Source organism: Nocardioides halotolerans DSM 19273, from assembly GCF_000422805.1.
In the GTDB taxonomy this organism is placed as follows: domain Bacteria; phylum Actinomycetota; class Actinomycetes; order Propionibacteriales; family Nocardioidaceae; genus Nocardioides; species Nocardioides halotolerans.
The window spans coordinates 486,928-504,495 of sequence record NZ_KE383922.1 but is presented as its reverse complement, the minus strand read 5'-3'; the positions used below and the strand labels follow the sequence as shown (position 1 = coordinate 504,495).

At 72.4% G+C, this 17,568-nt stretch carries 22 protein-coding genes; 11 read left to right on the top strand and 11 right to left on the bottom strand.

Annotated elements, in window-relative coordinates:
* From G514_RS0113065 to G514_RS30705, 4 genes are all read right to left on the bottom strand, one after another.
* The gene (locus tag G514_RS0113065) at positions 1 to 807 is read right to left on the bottom strand and encodes a glycerophosphodiester phosphodiesterase family protein (RefSeq protein ID WP_245582198.1); all 807 of its coding nucleotides are present in this window, start codon (positions 805 to 807) and stop codon (positions 1 to 3) included.
* Between the two features lie 488 nt (positions 808 to 1,295).
* Positions 1,296 to 1,565, bottom strand: a complete 270-nt coding sequence (locus G514_RS0113060; protein ID WP_084152081.1) for a TFIIB-type zinc ribbon-containing protein — start codon at positions 1,563 to 1,565, stop codon at positions 1,296 to 1,298.
* Between the two features lie 27 nt (positions 1,566 to 1,592).
* On the bottom strand, positions 1,593 to 3,119 hold the full coding sequence (locus tag G514_RS0113055) for a helix-turn-helix domain-containing protein (protein WP_028652102.1): 1,527 nt from the start codon (positions 3,117 to 3,119) through the stop codon (positions 1,593 to 1,595).
* Between the two features lie 130 nt (positions 3,120 to 3,249).
* Complete coding sequence (locus tag G514_RS30705) at positions 3,250 to 3,405, bottom strand: hypothetical protein (protein ID WP_169576425.1); 156 nt, start codon at positions 3,403 to 3,405, stop codon at positions 3,250 to 3,252.
* A gap of 241 nt (positions 3,406 to 3,646) precedes the next feature.
* Here G514_RS30705 and G514_RS0113045 point away from each other — a divergent pair, with 241 nt between their 5' ends.
* Entirely contained in the window at positions 3,647 to 4,387 is a 741-nt protein-coding gene (locus G514_RS0113045) for a DinB family protein (protein ID WP_028652101.1), read from the top strand.
* Positions 4,388 to 4,399: 12 nt separating this feature from the next.
* Here the strand turns inward: G514_RS0113045 and G514_RS26630 are convergent, their stop codons facing one another.
* The gene (locus G514_RS26630; RefSeq protein ID WP_036564650.1) at positions 4,400 to 5,656 is read right to left on the bottom strand and encodes an MFS transporter; all 1,257 of its coding nucleotides are present in this window, start codon (positions 5,654 to 5,656) and stop codon (positions 4,400 to 4,402) included.
* Between the two features lie 10 nt (positions 5,657 to 5,666).
* Positions 5,667 to 6,596 (bottom strand): DMT family transporter, encoded by a 930-nt coding sequence (locus tag G514_RS26625; protein WP_245582197.1) that lies wholly within the window; start codon positions 6,594 to 6,596, stop codon positions 5,667 to 5,669.
* Positions 6,597 to 6,650: 54 nt separating this feature from the next.
* Between G514_RS26625 and G514_RS0113030 the strand changes: the two genes are divergently transcribed.
* The gene (locus G514_RS0113030) at positions 6,651 to 7,136 is read left to right on the top strand and encodes a MarR family winged helix-turn-helix transcriptional regulator (protein ID WP_028652100.1); all 486 of its coding nucleotides are present in this window, start codon (positions 6,651 to 6,653) and stop codon (positions 7,134 to 7,136) included.
* Positions 7,137 to 7,148: 12 nt separating this feature from the next.
* Here the strand turns inward: G514_RS0113030 and G514_RS30700 are convergent, their stop codons facing one another.
* Positions 7,149 to 7,301 carry a hypothetical protein gene (locus G514_RS30700; RefSeq protein WP_169576424.1) on the bottom strand — a complete coding sequence of 51 codons (153 nt, stop codon included), beginning with the start codon at positions 7,299 to 7,301 and terminating at the stop codon, positions 7,149 to 7,151.
* A gap of 130 nt (positions 7,302 to 7,431) precedes the next feature.
* On the opposite strand from G514_RS30700, the gene G514_RS0113020 reads away from it, so the two are divergent.
* The 6 genes from G514_RS0113020 to G514_RS0112995 all read left to right on the top strand — a co-directional run bounded on the left by G514_RS0113020 (position 7,432) and on the right by G514_RS0112995 (position 12,545).
* Entirely contained in the window at positions 7,432 to 7,911 is a 480-nt protein-coding gene (locus G514_RS0113020) for a helix-turn-helix transcriptional regulator (RefSeq protein ID WP_028652099.1), read from the top strand.
* A gap of 10 nt (positions 7,912 to 7,921) precedes the next feature.
* Entirely contained in the window at positions 7,922 to 8,332 is a 411-nt protein-coding gene (locus tag G514_RS0113015) for a VOC family protein (RefSeq protein ID WP_028652098.1), read from the top strand.
* A gap of 1 nt (position 8,333) precedes the next feature.
* The gene (locus G514_RS0113010; protein WP_028652097.1) at positions 8,334 to 8,585 is read left to right on the top strand and encodes a hypothetical protein; all 252 of its coding nucleotides are present in this window, start codon (positions 8,334 to 8,336) and stop codon (positions 8,583 to 8,585) included.
* 41 nt (positions 8,586 to 8,626) lie between these two features.
* Positions 8,627 to 10,981, top strand: a complete 2,355-nt coding sequence (locus G514_RS0113005) for an ATP-binding cassette domain-containing protein (protein ID WP_028652096.1) — start codon at positions 8,627 to 8,629, stop codon at positions 10,979 to 10,981.
* Positions 10,982 to 11,095: 114 nt separating this feature from the next.
* Positions 11,096 to 11,326: a WhiB family transcriptional regulator gene (locus tag G514_RS0113000; protein ID WP_211222128.1), complete on the top strand. Its 231-nt coding sequence runs from the start codon at positions 11,096 to 11,098 to the stop codon at positions 11,324 to 11,326.
* Between the two features lie 64 nt (positions 11,327 to 11,390).
* Positions 11,391 to 12,545, top strand: a complete 1,155-nt coding sequence (locus tag G514_RS0112995) for an LCP family protein (RefSeq protein WP_051247426.1) — start codon at positions 11,391 to 11,393, stop codon at positions 12,543 to 12,545.
* Between the two features lie 36 nt (positions 12,546 to 12,581).
* Here G514_RS0112995 and G514_RS0112990 read toward each other — a convergent pair whose 3' ends face one another.
* The 4 genes from G514_RS0112990 to G514_RS30320 form a co-directional block, all read right to left on the bottom strand.
* The gene (locus G514_RS0112990; RefSeq protein ID WP_028652093.1) at positions 12,582 to 13,070 is read right to left on the bottom strand and encodes a GNAT family N-acetyltransferase; all 489 of its coding nucleotides are present in this window, start codon (positions 13,068 to 13,070) and stop codon (positions 12,582 to 12,584) included.
* A 161-nt stretch (positions 13,071 to 13,231) separates the two neighbouring features.
* On the bottom strand, positions 13,232 to 13,546 hold the full coding sequence (locus G514_RS0112985) for a type II toxin-antitoxin system PemK/MazF family toxin (RefSeq protein ID WP_028652092.1): 315 nt from the start codon (positions 13,544 to 13,546) through the stop codon (positions 13,232 to 13,234).
* A gap of 11 nt (positions 13,547 to 13,557) precedes the next feature.
* Positions 13,558 to 13,776 (bottom strand): ribbon-helix-helix domain-containing protein, encoded by a 219-nt coding sequence (locus tag G514_RS0112980; protein ID WP_028652091.1) that lies wholly within the window; start codon positions 13,774 to 13,776, stop codon positions 13,558 to 13,560.
* Between the two features lie 24 nt (positions 13,777 to 13,800).
* Positions 13,801 to 14,592, bottom strand: coding sequence for an SRPBCC family protein (locus G514_RS30320; protein ID WP_157544778.1), 792 nt, complete (start codon positions 14,590 to 14,592; stop codon positions 13,801 to 13,803).
* A 53-nt stretch (positions 14,593 to 14,645) separates the two neighbouring features.
* Here G514_RS30320 and G514_RS26615 point away from each other — a divergent pair, with 53 nt between their 5' ends.
* Genes G514_RS26615 through G514_RS0112960 form a run of 3 tightly spaced genes read left to right on the top strand, consistent with a single transcriptional unit; the run spans position 14,646 to position 17,559 of the window.
* Entirely contained in the window at positions 14,646 to 15,320 is a 675-nt protein-coding gene (locus tag G514_RS26615; protein WP_245582196.1) for a DJ-1/PfpI family protein, read from the top strand.
* Positions 15,317 to 16,573: a 6-phospho-beta-glucosidase gene (locus tag G514_RS0112965; protein ID WP_028652090.1), complete on the top strand. Its 1,257-nt coding sequence runs from the start codon at positions 15,317 to 15,319 to the stop codon at positions 16,571 to 16,573. The genes G514_RS26615 and G514_RS0112965 overlap by 4 nt, the downstream gene beginning before the upstream one ends.
* The gene (locus G514_RS0112960) at positions 16,570 to 17,559 is read left to right on the top strand and encodes an N-acetylglucosamine kinase (RefSeq protein ID WP_245582195.1); all 990 of its coding nucleotides are present in this window, start codon (positions 16,570 to 16,572) and stop codon (positions 17,557 to 17,559) included. Before G514_RS0112965 ends, G514_RS0112960 begins: the two co-directional genes overlap by 4 nt.
* The last annotated feature ends 9 nt before the right edge of the window (positions 17,560 to 17,568 follow it).

Below are 17,568 nucleotides of genomic sequence, written 5' to 3'. Positions count from 1 at the left end.
TCATTCCCTCCAGAGGCCGCGCTCGGTGAGCACGTCCTTGAGCAGGTCGGTGCGGTCGGTGAAGAGCCCGTCGACCCCGCGGTCGAGGAGTGCCCTCATCTCGTCGGGGTCGTCGACGGTCCACACGTGCACATGCTTGCCGGTCGCGTGGGCGCGGCGTACGAGCCCGGAGCTGGCGATGGTCCAGCGGCCGCGCTTGTGGGGGATCTGGAGGGCGGCGACCCGTCTGCGGGTGAGCCAGTCCGCGACCCGCGCGCTCGGCACGAAGCGGAAGATCGCGACCTCGACGGGCGTGCCCGACGTCGGCACCCGGTGCTGGGTGAGCCGGCGGAACTCCGCGAGCCGCTGCGGGCTGAACGAGCCCACCAGCACCCGGTCCCAGGCCTCGCGCTCCTCGATGAACGCCGCCAGGGCCGGCACCGCGCCCTCCGACTTGAGATCGACGTTGAACCGCGCCCGCGGGAACTCGTCGAAGAGCTGGGCGAGCGTCGGCACCTGCTCGCGACCCCCGACCAGCGCCCTGCGCACCTCCTCGAAGGTGAGGTCGGCGATGGCACCCTCGACGTCGGTGACCCGGTCGAGCACCGCGTCGTGGAAGGCGAGCAGCACGCCGTCGCCGGTCACGTGGACGTCGGTCTCGAGGTAGTCGTAGCCGAGCGCGACGGCGTGCTTGAACGCCGCCAGGGTGTTCTCGAGGCCCTCGATCTCGGGGTGGTAGGCGCCGCCGCGGTGGGCGAAGGCCAGCACGCCGTCCGGGTCGCTCGCCACCTCGTCGAGGTAGGCGAACCCCGTCATCGGCGCCGTCACGCAGAGCAGTATGTCGCTCGTTGGATACCCCCGCGAGCTTCGGCCCCCAGTCCGTGGCGCCAGCTTCGCGGCGCCTGGCTCGCTGGCGCTCGCTGCGGCGCAGGCGCCACGGCCCGGGGGCCGATCGCGGGGCGCCTCGCTCCGCTCGGAAAGACCGGGTCGCTTCGCTCCCACCGCTCCCATTGCGCTACCTGACACCCCCGCGAGCTTCGACCCCCCATCCGCGGCGCCAGCTTCGCGGCGCCTGGCTCGCTGGCGCTCGCTGCGGCGCAGGCGCCACGGCCCGGAGGCCGATCGCGGGGCGCCTCGCTCCGCTCGGAAAGACCGGGTCGCTGCGCTCCCACGCTCCAATTGCGCTGTGTCGGGGTTGACCCGGCGCGAAGTTCACGACGGGTCGACGTCACACGGCGCGTCAGGCGGCGCGGGTCTCCGCGGGGACGGCGACGTCGCGCCGGGCCGCTGCGCGCCCACCGCTCCAATGGCGCCCGTCAGGTGAAGAGCGTCTCGATCCACGCTCGTGACTGGGCGCGGCCGCTCGGCGGGGCTTGCATGTCGGCGGTGATGCGCGGCATCGGCATCGTGTGCTGTCCGGCGTGGCGGTGCCAGTCCTGCTCGGCCTCGATGAGGCTGCCCAGGTCGGCGCGGCGCAGGAAGACACCGTGCCCGTCGGGGCAGGTGCTGACCTCGCCGTCGCCCAAGGGGCGTGAGTCCATGGTCGTTCCGCACACCGGGCAGTCGAGGGCAGCGTCTGCGTCCATGCCCCGAACCTAGCGCGTGGACCGAGGTCAGATATCCCGGAACGGCTCGATGTTGGCGCCGAGCTCGTTGAGGCGCTCGGCGAGGTCCTCGTAACCACGGTGGATGACGTACGTCGAGCGCAGCACGGACGTGCCCTTGGAGGCGAGCATCGCGAGCAGGATCACGACCGCGGGCCGCAGCGCCGGCGGGCACACGATCTCGGCGCCGGAGAAGTGCGTGGGGCCCTCGATCATCACCCGGTGGGGGTCGAGCAGCTTGACCTGGCCGCCGAGCTTGTTGAGCTCGGTGAGGTAGATCGCGCGGTTCTCGTAGACCCAGTCGTGCAGCAGGGTCTGGCCCTCGGCGACGGCCGCGATGACCGCGAAGAACGGCAGGTTGTCGATGTTGAGGCCGGGGAACGGCATCGGGTGGATCTTGTCGAGCGGCGCGTGCAGCTCGGAGGGCTGGGTGGTGATGTCGACCAGCCGGGTGTGGCCGTTGCGGGCGACGTACTCCTCCGAGCGGGTGTGCTGGAAGCCCATCTCACCGAGGGTCGCGAGCTCGATCTCGAGGAACTCGATCGGCACCCGGCGGATGGTGATCGAGGACTGCGTGACGATCGCGGCGGCGAGCAGCGACATCGCCTCGATGGGGTCCTCGCTGGGGGCGTAGTCGACGTCGACGTCGATCTCCTCGCGCCCGGTCACCGTCAGCGTCGTGGTGCCGATGCCGTCGACCGTGACACCGAGCTTCTGCAGGTAGAAGCAGAGGTCCTGGACCATGTAGTTGGAGGAGGCGTTGCGGATCACCGTGACACCGGGGTGCAGGGCCGCCGCCATCAGGGCGTTCTCGGTGACGGTGTCGCCGCGCTCGGTGAGCACGATCGGCGCCTGCGGCTCGATCGCGCGGTTGACCTGCGCGTGGTACTCGCCGTCGGTCGCCTTGACCTCGAGGCCGAACGGACGTAGGGCGTACATGTGCGGCTCGACCGTGCGGGTGCCGAGGTTGCAGCCGCCGGCGTAGGGCAGCTCGAAGACGTCCTCGCGGTGCAGCAGCGGGCCGAGGAACATGATGATCGAGCGGGTACGCCGCGCGGCGGCCTGGTCGATCGAGTCGAGCTGGAGCTGCTTGGGCGGGACGATCTCGAGGTCGTTGTCGTCGTTGAGCCACCGGGTCTGCACGCCGATGCTGTTGAGCACCTCGAGCAGCCGGTTGACCTCCTCGATGCGGGCCACCTTGCGCAGCGTGGTGCGGCCGCGGTTGAGCAGCGTCGCGCAGAGCAGGGCGACCCCGGCGTTCTTGGACGTCTTCACGTCGATCGAGCCGGAGAGTCGCGTGGGGCCGGTCACCCGGAGGTGGGTCGGCCCGGCACCGAGCGCGACGATCTCGGAGTCGAGCGCCGAGCCGATGCGGGCGAGCATGTCGAGCGAGAGGTTCTGGTGGCCCTTCTCGATCCGGTTGATCGCGCTCTGGCTGGTGCTCAGCCGCTCGGCCAGCTGCTGCTGGGTCAGCCCGCGATGCTTGCGCGCGTCGCGGATGATGCTCCCGATCCGACCCTTGTAGCCCTCGCTCATGCGATCCACGGTAACTCATATGTGAGATAACGCAACACGGCGCTCGCGGCGTGGCGGGGTGGTCCGCCCAGCATGCCACGCGGGTGACGGCGCACCGCTGCGCGGACCTGGTGGACCGGGTGGAGGCCGGTCAGGCGGGGACGAGCTGCGGCTCGCCCGGCATCAGCACAGGCCGGCACGAGCAGTCGTCGCCGCAGCTCAGGAACGTGTGGGGTGCGTGCCCGCAGCGCGGGCACGGCATGTCGTGGGAGAGGTGGGTCTCGTTGGTCCGCACGGTGTCCCACATGGCGACCCCTCCTTCCGCTGCTCGACGCGCCTGCTCGACGTGCCTGCTCGACGTGTCGTCCGACCGAGCTCTCCCGTCGACGGTGACAGTCGCGGGGGGCGTTCGCGTGCAGAACCGCCGGGGAGGAGGACTCGTCGTCGACATTCGGCCTGATCGTCCGTCGGGGGAGTAGCCCGATCGGGCCATGCCCGGCCTCCGGGGTACGCGGCGGGCTGTCGGTGCCGGCTGGGATCCTCGGGGCGTGCCCGAGTTCCGCGCCCAGGACCTGTCCGGATCCGTCTTCGACGAGGTCGACCTCACCGGTGCCGTCTTCCGCAATGTCGCGCTCGAGGACGCGACGTTCCGTGGGGTCTGGGGGACCCGACTCGACCTCGACGGCGACTTCGACGAGATCGTCTACAACGGCGTCGACCTGATGCCGCTGTGGCGCGCCGAGATGGTGCGCCGGCACCCGGAGTTCGCGCTGCTCCCGCCCCACGACGCCGATGCCTTCCGTGAGCTGTGGCCCCGGCTCGAGGCCCTGTGGTCAGCGACCGTCGAGCGGGCCCGCGCCCTCCCGCCCGGGCTGCTGCACGAGCGCGTCGACGGCGAGTGGTCGTTCACCGAGACGCTGCGACACCTGCTGTTCGTCCACGACGCGTGGCTGCGGCGCGCGGTGCTCCACGAGCCGGCACCCTACGACGAGCTCGACCTGGCGCACGACGACATGCACGCGCTCGACGGCGTGCCCGCGGCCGATCCCGCCGCGCGACCCTCGCTCGACCACGTCCTCGCCCTGCGCGAGGAGCGGCTGGCCATCGCCCGCGGCCTCTTCGAGACGCTGACCGACGACGCGCTGTCCGGGAGCACGAGCGTGACCGGGCCCGGCTACCCGGTGGCCGACACCTACGCCGTGCGGCGCTGCCTGCGCGCGGTGGTCAACGAGGAGTGGTGGCACCACCGGTTCGCCGTGCGCGACCTCACGGTGCTGGAGGCGGGCTGAGCGCGGCGGTGCTCATGCCGCTCCCACCGGACGCAAGCGGGCGCTGGCCGCGATGGCGGGCACCACTGCGAGGGCGATCAGGCCGCCGGCCAGCGACAGCACGGAGTAGCTCGCCACGTCGACCACGATCCCCGACGCGAGCCCGCCACCCACCCCGGCGATCGCGATGGACACGTCGACCAGGCCCTGGGTGCGGGCGCGCGTAGCGAGCGGCACGGCGTCGGTGATGATCGCAGTGCCGGAGACCAGGCCGAAGTTCCAGCCCAGGCCGAGGAGCGCCAGCGCGACGGCAAGGACCACGACCGACTCGGCGGGAGCCGCGGCGGCCAGCAGCCCGGCCATGAGCAGGGTGACACCGGAGGCCACGGCCATGCGGGTGCGACCGACCCGGTCGACGAGCCGGCCGGTCAGGGGCGAGGGCAGGTACATCGCCGCCACGTGCACCGCGATCACGGCACCGGCAGCGGCCGTGCCGTGGCCGTGGTCGTGCATGTGCACCGGCGTCATCGTCATGATCGCGACCATCACGACCTGCGTCAGCACCATGACGGCCGTGCCGAGCGCCACGCCGTGGCCAACCTCGACGGGAGCGCTCAGCGGCACCGGGCCGGGCGTCGCCGCGGTCGTGGCCGCCAGCGCAGCCGCCTCCTCCGCGGCCATCTCCTGGGCGTGCAGCAGCGGGTCCGGGCGCAGCCTGAGGGCGAGGTAGATGGCCGCCGCGCCGTAGGCCGCGCCGGACAGCAGGAACGGTCCGGCCAGGTGCGGCACCCCCACGTGGTGCGCGAGGTCGCCGGTCGGCGCGGCCAGCAGTGGCCCGACGACCCCGCCGAGCGTGGTCGCGACCAGGACGGTGGAGATGGCGCGGGCGCGGTGGCTGGAGTCGGCGAGGTCGGCGCCGGCATACCTCGCCTGCAGGTTGGTGGCGCTCCCGGCGCCGTACAGAAACAGCGTCACGAACAGCAGCACCGGGCTGGCGACCACGGCGGCCAGGACAACGCCTCCGCTGCCCACCGCTCCCACGGCGTAGCCGGCGGCGAGGCCGGGACGCCGGCCGCGGCTCTGGGAGATCCGGCCGACGGCGACGGCGGACAGCGCGCTGCCCGCGGTGAAGAGCGCGCTGGGGAGGCCGGCCAGCCCGGTGGTGCCGAGCATGTCCTGGGCCAGGAGGGCTCCGACCGTGATGCCGGCCGCGAGCCCGGCCCCACTGAGGACCTGCGCGACCACGAGCACGCGGAGCGTCCGGCGCTGGAGCTCCGCGGTCGCGGTCACGGTCCTTCTCTCAGCAGCGGGCTGCGGCGAGCGCGGGGTCGGCGTGGCTGGGGAAAGGTAGCAACTCGGGCTCGGGCTGGACAGGGATGCGCCGGGTGCGCGAGTGGGTGGTCGCCAGGACGCCGACCAGGACCAGCGCGATGCCGCCCACCTGCTCGAGCATGAACCGCTCGTGGGCGACGAGCGCCCCGAGGAGCACGCCCGTCACCGGGTTGAGCAGCCCGATGACGCCCACCGTCGCGGCCCGGAGCCGGGCCAGCCCGGCGAACCAGCACAGGTAGGCGATCGCGGTCGCGACCAGGCTGGTGAACGCGAAGCCGGCGGCCGTGCCGGCGTCGAGCGCGGGCGGCGTCCGTTCGACCGCGACGGCGGCGGTCGCGAGCACGAGTCCGCCGAAGAGCAGCTGCCAGGCGGTCAGCGCGACGAGCGGGGTGCCGTCCGACCAGCGCTTGGCCAGGACGGCGCCCGCCGAGGACATGAGCAGCGCCGCGGCCGAGGCAGCGACCCCGGCCGGCTCGATCCTGCCGCCCGCGCCGCCCACGAGGAGCAGCACGCCGAGGATGCCGGCGACCGCGCCGCCCAGCACGCGGGTGCTCGGGCGCTCGTCGACGAGCAGCCACGCGAAGCCGGCCATCGCGAGCGGCGCCATGGCCATGACGGAGGCGGCGACGCTGGAGGGCAGCAGCTGCGCCGCGACGTAGACGAGCAGGAAGAACGCGCCGACGTTGAGCGTCCCGAGCACGACCGAGCGCCACCACCACACGCCCCGGGGGAGCGCGCGGGCGACGGCGAGCAGCACGAGGGCCGCCGGCAGCGCCCGCAGCGCCGATCCCCAGAGCGGCGCGTCCACGGGGAGGAGCTGCTTGGTGACGACGTAGTTGGCACCCCAGACGACGGGGGCGACGGCGGTGACGCCGATCCACTTTGCTTCCACGGGCACCCCAACCTCTTCCATGGAAGACATTATTCCTTCCTCGGAAGATATATTGCCTCCGTGGACCACGTCGGCCGGATCCAGGCGCAGTGGGAGCGCGAGCGCCCCGACCTCGACGTCGCGCCCCAGGGCGTCTACGGCCGGCTGCACCGGCTGGCCGACCGGCTGCGCGACGAGCTCGAGGTCGAGTTCCGCAGGTTCGGCCTGGGGGAGGGGGAGTTCGACGTGCTCGCGGCGCTGCGGCGCGCGGGGGAGCCGTACGAGCTGGCGCCGGGGGAGCTGGCCCGCCACACCATGGTCACCAGCGGCGCGGCCACCAAGCGGATCGACCGGCTCGAGGCCGCCGGCCTGGTGTCGCGGCGGATCAGCGACGACGACCACCGCGGCCGGGTGATCGCCCTGACCGATGCGGGCAAGCGGGTCATCGACGACGCGTTCAGCGCGCACATGGCCAACGAGCACCGGCTGATGGCGACCCTCTCGGCGCGCGAGGCCCAGGACCTGGAGCGCCTGCTAGCGAAGTGGCTGGCGGCGTTCGAGGACTGAGCCCCTCGACGCTCAGGCGGCGAGCCGCACCGAGCCCGGCATCACGACCGGCTCGCACGCGCAGTCGTCGCCGCACGCCAGGAAGGTGTGCACGGCGTGACCGCACCGCGGGCACGGCAGGTCGTGTGACAGGTGCGTGTTGCTGACCTGGACGGTGTCCCACATGGCGGTGCTCCTTCCCGGGCCGGTGGCTGGTCGGTCGTGCGTTGCTCCTCGAGGAGCACGGACCCCCGACGCAGATACGACCCAGCGCTGCGGAGCGGACCCGGGTCAGCGGGTTGCGGCGCGTGGCACGATGCGGGGCGTGACGAGCCCGGCGGAGGAGCAGCGGCTGCGCGACCTGAGGATGCTGCGCCGTGTCAAGGACCGCATCGACCGCGACTACGCGGAGCCGCTGGACGTCGAGGCGCTCGCGCACGGGGTGCACGTGTCGGCGGGGCACCTGAGCCGCGAGTTCAAGAAGGCGTACGGCGAGTCGCCGTACGCGTACCTGATGACGCGCCGGATCGAGCGCGCGATGGCGCTGCTGCGCGCGGGCGACCTCACCGTCACCGAGGTGTGCTTCGCGGTCGGGTGCCAGTCGCTCGGCACCTTCAGCACCCGCTTCACCGAGCTGGTCGGCGTGCCGCCCAGCGTCTACCGCCAGCAGGCGGCCGACGCGGTCGCCGGCATCCCGTCGTGCGTGGTCAAGCAGGTCACCCGTCCGGTCCGCGATCGGCAGGCGCAGCCCGGATCGATCAGGAATCGAGAAGCACGCACGGCCGGCGCCTCCTAGCGTTCTGCGCATGGACCTCAAGATCTTCAACGCGTTCCTGCCGCACGACGATCGCGACGCCGCGGTCGCCTTCTACTGCGACACCCTCGGCTTCGAGCTGCGCAACGACGTCGGCTACGACGGCAAGCACTGGCTCACCGTGGGGCCGCCCGGTCAGCCCGACGTCAACCTCGTGCTCTTCCCGCCGGGCGCCGACCCGGGGGTCACCGACGACGAGCGCCGGATGATCGCCGAGATGATGGCCAAGGGCACCTACGCGATGCTCACGCTCGCGACCAAGGACCTCGACGCCGTCTTCGACAAGCTCCAGGCCAGTGACGCCGAGGTCATGCAGGAGCCGACCGACCAGCCCTGGGGCTCGCGCGACTGCGCGTTCCGCGACCCGTCCGGCAACACGATCCGCATCGACGAGGTGAAGTGAGATGAGGACGATGACGTGCGCGCAGCTCGGCGGCGCCTGCGACCTCCGGCTGAGCGGCGAGAGCGCCGACGAGGTGATCAAGGCACAAGACCGGCACCTCCGCGACGCGGTGGCCGCTGGCGACACTGCGCACCAGCCCGCGCTCGACGCGATGAAGGGCCGCTGGAAGCACCCGATCAAGGGCATGGGCTGGTACAAGGACACCAAGAAGGCGTTCGCGGCGTTGCCGGACGACCGAGCCACCACCGGCTGACCACACCGCAGCCGGCCACCACCAGAGGAGAGAAGCACCGCATGCACGAGGCCGACCGGCACGACCTCATCCGCGTCCAGGGGGCGCGGGAGAACAACCTCAAGGACGTGAGCGTCGAGCTCCCGAAGCGGCGGCTCACGGCGTTCACCGGGGTCTCCGGGTCGGGCAAGAGCTCGCTGGTCTTCGGGACCATCGCCGCAGAGTCGCAGCGGATGATCAACGAGACCTACAGCGCCTTCGTGCAGGGGTTCATGCCGACGCTGAGCCGGCCCGAGGTCGACCTGCTCGAGGGCCTCACCACGGCGATCATCGTCGACCAGGAGCGGATGGGCGCCAACCCGCGCTCGACGGTCGGCACCGCCACCGACGCCTACGCGATGCTCCGGATCCTGTTCAGCAGGATCGGGACGCCGCACATCGGCGGCCCCACGGCGTTCTCCTTCAACGTGCCGACCCGCATCGCGAGCGGCGTGATGAGCACCGAGAAGGGCGGCCGCACCGAGAAGAGCGTGGTGCGCAAGGCCGTCTACCTCGGCGGCATGTGTCCGACGTGCGAGGGCATGGGTGCGGTCAACGACTTCGACCTCACCGCGGTCTACGACGAGGCGAGGTCGCTCGCCGAGGGCGCGCTGCTCGTCCCGGGCTACAGCATGGACGGGTGGTACGGCCGGATCTTCAGCGGCGCCGGCTTCGACATGGACAAGCCGATCGCGGCGTACACCGCCAAGGAGCGCGACAAGCTCCTCCACGGCGAGCCGGAGAAGATCAAGGTCGACGGCGTCAACCTGACCTATGAGGGCGTGCTGACCAAGGTCAAGAAGTCGATGCTCAGCAAGGACGTCGAGGCGATGCAGCCGCACGTCCGCAGGTTCGTCGAGCGCGCGGTCACGTTCACGACCTGCCCCGACTGCGACGGCACCAGGCTCACGAAGGAGGCCCGCTCCTCGAAGATCAACGGGAAGAACATCGCCGACCTCTGCGCGATGCAGATCAGCGACCTGGCCCCCTGGCTCCGGGGCGTCGACGAGCCGGGCGTGGCGCCGCTGCTCGCCGGGCTGCAGCACCTCCTCGACTCCTTCGAGTCCATCGGGCTCGGCTACCTCTCCCTCGACCGGCCCGCCGGCACGCTCTCCGGGGGAGAGGCGCAGCGGACGAAGATGATCCGGCACCTCGGCTCGTCGCTGACCGACGTCACCTACGTCTTCGACGAACCCACCATCGGTCTGCATCCCCACGACATCGAGCGGATGAACCAGCTGCTCCTCCAGCTGCGCGACAAGGGCAACACCGTGCTCGTCGTCGAGCACAAGCCCGAGACCATCGCGATCGCCGACCACGTCGTCGACCTCGGCCCGGGTGCCGGCAGCGCCGGCGGCGAGGTGGTCTTCGAGGGCAGCTACGACGACCTGCGGGCCAGCGGCACCGTCACCGGCCGCCACCTCGACGACCGGGCCGCGCTGAAGGAGACCGTCCGGGAGCCGAGGGGGATCCTCGAGGTGAGGGGCGCCTCGACCCACAACCTCCGCGGCGTCGACGTCGACGTGCCGCTCGGCGTGCTGTGCGTGCTCACCGGGGTCGCCGGCTCCGGCAAGAGCTCGCTGGTGAACGGGTCGATCGCCGGCCGCGACGGGGTGGTGGTCGTCGACCAGGGCGCGATCAAGGGCTCGCGGCGCAGCAACCCCGCGACGTACACCGGGCTGCTCGAGCCGATCCGCAAGGCCTTCGCCAAGGCGAACGGCGTGAAGCCGGCGCTCTTCAGCGCCAACTCCGAGGGCGCCTGCCCGGCGTGCAACGGCGCGGGCGTGATCTTCACCGAGCTCGGCGTGATGGCCACGGTGGAGTCGACCTGCGAGGAGTGCGAGGGCCGCCGCTTCCAGGCCGCTGTCCTCGACCACACCTTCGGCGGCAAGGACATCACCGAGGTTCTGTCAATGCCGGTCGCGGAGGCGCTGGAGTTCTTCGGCGACGGCGAGGCCTCCATCCCCGCGGCCCACAAGGTGCTGGCCCGCCTGGCCGACGTCGGCCTCGGCTACGTCAGCCTCGGGCAGCCGTTGACCACGCTGTCCGGCGGCGAGCGCCAGCGGCTCAAGCTCGCCGCGCAGATGGCCGAGAAGGGCGACGTCTACGTCCTCGACGAGCCGACCACCGGCCTCCACCTCGCCGACGTCGAGCAGCTGCTCGGCCTCCTCGACCGGCTTGTCGACGCCGGGCGGTCGGTCATCGTCATCGAGCACCACCAGGCCGTGATGGCGCACGCCGACTGGATCATCGACCTCGGTCCGGGAGCCGGCCACGACGGCGGCACGGTCGTGTTCGAGGGGCCGCCGTCGGCGCTGGTCGGCGCGAAGAAGCCGACCCTCACGGGCAAGCACCTCGCGGCGTACGTCGCGCGCTGAGTCGCTCGTGGAAGCCGCTCCGGACCGGATCTAAGGCGTTCTCCCGATGTGGTGCCCTACCTCAGACGCCAAGGCTGAGGTGACCAACCACCGAGACCCCTGGGAGTGCGCGCAGTGTCAGCCCTACCGTGCCAGCGCCGGCCGGAGCTCTTCTTCGACACCTACGGTCGGGCGCTCGACCTGGCCAAGCAGCTGTGCGCGTCGTGCCCGCTGCGCGCGCAGTGCCTGTCCGAGGCGCTCGAGCGCGGCGAGCCGCACGGCGTCTGGGGCGGCGAGATCCTCGTCGACGGCGCCGTGGTGGCGACCAAGCGCGGTCCCGGCCGGCCCCGCAAGGTAGCCGCCTGAGCCGGCTCGCTCATCACCGTCGGCCACCGACAACCTTTCGCCGCGCTCGTGCGTCCTGCTCAGCATGGTGCGAGGGGCACGGCGGCTGCCGCAGGGGAGGGGCCGCACGACCGCGAAGGCGCTGTGCCTCGCCGCTCTCGTGCTCGGCCTGGTCAGCGGCCTGTCGGTGACGCTGTTCTACCGGCACCTCAACGGCAACCTGCGGGTCGAAGAGATCGGCGAGCAGCTCGGCCCGGACCGCCCCGACATGCCGGCGGTCGAGGGCCCGCACCGGCCGCTCAACATCCTCGTGATGGGCTCGGACAGCCGCGAGGGTGCCGGCAACGGGATCGACGACGCGTCCGGCGGCGGCTCGGACACCACGATCCTCGTGCACCTGTCGGCAGACCGGCGCTCGGCGTACGGTATCTCGATCCCGCGCGACTCCCTGGTGGACCGCCCCGACTGCTACACCGAGGACGGCGACACGATCCCCGGGCAGCAGGGCGCCATCTGGAACGCGGCGTTCTCCGTCGGGGGAGCGGCGTGCACCCAGCGTCAGCTCGAGCAGACGACCGGGGTGCGCGTCGACAACTACGTGGTCGTGGACTTCAACGGCTTCAAGGACATGGTCAACGCCGTGGGCGGGGTCGAGGTGTGCGTGCCTCGGGAGCTGCACAGCGACAAGGGCGACATCACGATCCCGGCCGGCGTGCACACGCTGCGCGACCAGCAGGCGCTCGACTACATCCGGATCCGGTACGGCGTGGGCGACGGCACCGACCTCGGGCGGATCAAGCGCCAGCAGGCGTTCATCGCGGCCCTGGCGCACAAGGTGATGGAGAAGGGAACCCTGGCGCGGGTCGACCGGCTGGTGCGCTTCCTCGACGCCGCCACCGGCTCGCTCACCACCGACATCGACAGCGTCAAGGACCTCGCCGAGATCGGGCTGCAGGTCAAGGACCTCGGCGAGAGCCGGATCCGGTTCATCACCGTCCCCAACCGGCTCTCTCCCACCGAGGAGGGTCGCGTCGAGTGGCTGCCGGAGGCGGAGCTGCTGTGGGAGCGCATCCGCCACGACGAGCCGCTGGGCAGCTTCCGCGACGGGTCGATCGGGGTCGGCGACGTCGCCACGACGCCACCCGCCGGCGGCGACCCCGTGCCCGACCCGACGGGAGACCCATCGAGCGGAGTGGGGGCCGACCCCGACGAGCTGGACGACGCGGGGCTCTGCACGTAGCCGGGGCGCCAGCGCACCCGGTCGTGGACCGAACACCTAGGGGAGCGTCTTCACCATGAGCCGCTCGAAGGTGCCGTCGGGGCGCTGATCCCCCGGCTCGCCGGTGTCGGCGAAGCCGTTGCGCTCGTACAGCGCGCGGGCCGCGTCGTTGTCCGGCATCACCGAGAGCCGCAGCCTCGCGGCGCCCCGGTCGGCCGCCCAGTCCTCGACGGCCTGGACGAGACGGTCGCCGACGCCGTGGCCACGCGCCGACGGGCTCACCCACATCGAGATCAGCTCGGCGCTCTCGTCGTCCCGGCCGGGAACGCCGCTGACCATGCCGACGGGAGCGCCGTCCAGGACGGCCACCACATCGCGGGCGCCCGGGATCGACAGCCGCGAGCGCCAGCGTTCCTCGGTGTCGCCGGCGCCCTGCCACTCGGCGAGCGTCGAGCCGAAGGCTGCCGGTGCGTCTGCCAGCGCCGCGAGCCGCAGCTCGCGCCAGGTCGGCCAGTCGTCAGGTGTCAGGATGCGCAGCTCGAGCATGATCCGACTGTGCGGTGTCCACGCACGCGGCGCCAGCGGGTTTCTGCCGGGCGCCGTGGTCCGCGCACCTTCACCCAGTAGATCGCCGATAAGCGACATTATGTCAGTTACTGGAGGGAGCAGATCGCCCGCCACTCCCCACAGCCCGGTGCCCGGTCCGGTCAGGCGGATCCCTCGGCCCGCAGGGCGAAGGCGCTGATGATGGCTGCTGCGAGCTCGCTCTCCTGGCGCTCGAACAGGAACCCGAGGTGGCGACCGAGCGCCGCCTTGTCGATCGTGATGATGTTGTCGCAGCTGATCACCGACGGCTCGGCCAGTCCGTTGCCGGGTCCCACGGGCACCTCGGTGCTGAGTCCCTTGATCGTCGTGGTGATCGGCGCGACCGTGACGCGACGCATGGCCGCGCGGACGGGCTCGCGCGTCAGGACCAGGACCGGGCGGGCCTTGTCGAGGTGCGCGACGTGGATGTCTCGCACTAGGCCGTGGCCTAGTCCGCGATCGACGTGTGGGCTGTCAGTCCCTCGAGGTCGTCGTAGTCTCCCGACTCCTCGAGGATCCGCGCATCGCGCTCGCCGTCCAGCTGCTGCCGGTGCAGACGCAGTGCGCGCACGACCACCGCAGCGCGCGATCCCGCGCCCTGACGGACCAGGTCGTCGACGTAGGCCACCAGCTCGTCAGGGAGTCGCACTGCGATCTGGACCGACATACCAATATGGTACCACTGTGGGATTCAGGCGGGTCCCCCACCGAACCCGAGCTCGTTGCCCTCGGGGTCGCGGTAGGTCACCTTCCGCACGCCGTTGTCGTAGGTCTCGTCGAGGTGTGGCTCGAGCCCGCGGCCAGTGATCGCGGCGACGCGCTCGGCGAGGTCGTCGACGAACACCGTCGCCAGCGCGTGACCGGCGTGGTCCGGCCGCTGCTCGACGTACACCGACCGGCCCGGCGCGACCTCCCAGACGGCCTCGGTGTCGTTGGGGCGGAACGACGGGGGCGATCCGAACAGGCGTTCGTACCACTCCTCGGCGGCCGCCAGGTCGGTCACCGAGACGCCGGCGAACAGCGCGGGCAGCGCAAGGGCGTCGCGCACCGCCGCGTCGGCGAGCCTGTCGAGCGAGGCGCGCAGCTTGTCGGGGGTCGTGGCCCGGGCTCGCGCGAACCTGTTCTCGTCGGTGAGCCCGGTCCAGTCGTAGGTGTGCGTGACGAGGGTGCCGCCGTCCGCGTGCGGCTCCAGCTCCCAGCGCCAGAGGTGCCCGGGCGGCTCGGCCCCCGGCTCGGACGGACGCCACGCGATGCGACGGGCCTCCTCGAACTCGACGACGTGGTTGTCGCGCACGGCTCCGACGGTCAGCGTCATCACGAACACGTCACCGACGGCGCGCACGCGCTGGCCCGGTTCGGCCGAGCCGAGGTTGTCGTTGCCGTCCCACGAGGGCTGCCGTGACGGGTCGGCGATGAGCTCGAAGACGACCTCGGGTGCTGCCCCGACGACGCGGCTGACGCTGACGACCTGGTCGGCACTCATGACAGCGACGTTATCGAGCGGCTCGGAGATCGACGACGTGCGAGGCTGGCCGCGTGAGCGAGCTGCGCGTCGCCGTCGTCCTGTACGCCGGCATGACCACCCTCGACGCCGCCGGGCCGATCGACGTCCTGCGGTTCCTCCCCGACGCGGTGCTCGACCTCGTGTCCGACGCGCCCGGCCCGGTGCGCACCGACAGCGGGCTCGAGCTGGTCGCGACCACGGCGTACGACGACTGCCCCAGGCCCGACGTCGTGGTCGTGCCCGGCGGGCCGGGCACCGCCGAGGCGCTCGGCAGCCCCCTCATCGGCTGGCTCCAGCAGGTCCATCCCACGACGCGGTGGACGACGTCGGTCTGCTCGGGCTCCCTGCTGCTCGCGCACGCGGGCCTTCTGGCGGGCGCGCCGGCGGCCTCGCACTTCGGCGTGCTCGACCTGCTCCCGCAGCTCGGCTCGGCGCGCTCGGACCAGCGGGTGGTCGTCGACGAGGAGCACCACGTGATGACCGCGGCGGGCGTCTCGTCGGGCATCGACATGGCGCTCGCCCTCGCCGAACGGCTGAGCGACACGACGACCGCCCAGGCCATCCAGCTCGTCATCGAGTACGACCCCCAGCCGCCGCACGACACCGGCGCGCTCGAGAAGGCCTCCCCCGACGTCGTACGCCGAGCCGTCGAGCTGGGCCGCCCGCAGGGCGCGATCCCGGAGTTCTGGGAGCCGCCGGCCCGATGAGGATCGCGGTGGTCGGCGGCGGCTCGACCTACACCCCCGAGCTGGTCGACGGCCTCGGCCGCCTGCATGACGCTTTGCCGGTCGACGAGCTGGTGCTGGTCGACCCCGCCGCCGAGCGGCTGGAGCGCGTGGCCGGGGTGAGCCGCCGGATCCTGGCCCGTCTCGGCTCCCCCACCCGGCTGGTCACCTCGGCCTCGCTCGAGCCCGCCCTCGACGGTGTGGACGCCGTGCTCCTGCAGCTGCGCGTCGGCGGGCAGGCGGCACGCAATGACGACGAGACCTGGCCGCTCGAGTGCGGCTGCGTCGGTCAGGAGACCACCGGCGCCGGCGGCCTCGCGAAGGCGCTGCGGACGGTCCCGGTGGTGCTCGACCTCGCCGAGCAGGTCCGGCGGGCCGCGCCCGACGCCTGGATCATCGACTTCACCAACCCGGTGGGCATCGTGACCCGCGCGCTCCTGCAGGAGGGGCACCGCGCGGTCGGGCTGTGCAACGTGGCGATCGGGTTCCAGCGTCGCTTCGCCGCGGCGCTCGGCGTGCCGCCACAGTCGCTCGAGCTCGACCACGTCGGGCTCAACCACCTGACCTGGGAGCGCGCCGCCCGCGTCGGCGGCGTCGACCGGCTGCCGGAGCTCCTGAGCAGCCGCGTCGACGAGATCGCCGGGTCGGTCGGGCTGCCGCCGGAGCTGCTCCGCTCCCTCGGCGTGGTGCCGTCCTACTACCTGCGCTACTTCTACGCCCACGACGAGGTGGTGCGCGAGCAGCTCGCCGCGCCGTCGCGGGCCGCGAAGGTGGCGGAGATCGAGCGCCGGCTGCTGAAGCTGTACGCCGACCCGCGCCTCGAAGAGAAGCCGGACCTGCTCGCCGAGCGCGGTGGCGCGTTCTACTCCGAGGCGGCCGTGCAGCTCGCCGCGGCGCTGCTCGGTGACGGTCCCGCCGGCACGCACGTGGTGAATCTCCGCAACGACGGGACGCTCCCCTTCCTGCCCGACGACGCGGTGGTCGAGGTCCCGGCGCTCGTCGACCGCAACGGACCGCGTGCCGTCGACGTCGCCCCGCTCGCGCCACTGCACGCCGGGCTGGTGGCCCACGTGACGGCGTACGAGCACCTCGCGCTCGAGGCCGCGCTCCACGGCGGCCGCCACCGCGTCGTCGAGGCCCTGCTCGCCCATCCTCTTGTCGGGCAGGTGGCGCTCGCTGAGGGGCTGACCGACCGACTGCTCGCCCACAACCGCGAGCACCTGCCGTGGGCGTGACCGCCCCGACACCGGCGGTGCTGGCCGTCGACGCCGGCAACAGCAAGACCGACGTCTGCGTGGTCTCAGGCGAAGGCGCGCTGCTCGGGCGCGCCCGCGGCGGTCCGTTCCACCCGCACCTGGTCGGCGCGCCTGCGGCCGTCACGGCGATCGCGCCGACGGTGTCGGCGGCGCTCGCGCAGGCCGGGCCCGTCGAGGTCCGGCACGTCGCCGCGTGCCTCGCCAACGTCGACTTCCCGGTCGAGCAGCGGGCGCTGGAGGCGGCGGTCGCCGCGGCCGGGTGGGCGCCCTCCCAGGAGATCGTCAACGACACCTTCGCCCTGCTGCGGGCCGGTGTGGAGTCGGGGCGGGGTGTCGCGATCGTCTGCGGCGCCGGGATCAACGGGACCGGCGTGCGCGAGGACGGCACGACGGTGCACTTCGCCGCGGTCGGGCAGATCTCCGGCGACTGGGGCGGCGGTGGCCAGCTCTGGCGGGAGGCGATGTGGTGGGCGGCCCGCGCCGAGGACGGTCGCGGGCCCGACACCGCCCTGCGCACCGCACTCCCCCGCCACGCCGGGCTGACCACGATGGCCGAGCTGATCGAGGCCGTGCACCTCGGCGAGCTCACCGAGGAGCGCTGCCTGTCGCTCACGCCGCTGCTGTTCTCCGTCGCCGAGGCCGGCGACGACCTCGCCCGCGGCGTCGTACGGCGCCAGGCCGAGGAGGTCGTCGCGCTGGCCGCCACGACGATCCGCCGGCTGGACGCGCTGTCCGAGCCCATCGACGTGGTGCTCGGCGGCGGCGTGCTCACCGCCGGGCATGCCCTGCTGATGGACGACATCCACCGCCTGCTCGCGGACACCGCGCCGCTCGCCGTGGTCCGCGTGGTCGACGCCCCACCGGTCCTCGGCGCCGCCCTCCTCGGCCTCGACCGGATCGGCGCTGCCACGGGCGCCCGGGAGCGGTTGCGCTCGTCGTTCGCCGTGCCTCGCGCAGGTCTCTAGGCTCCGCGC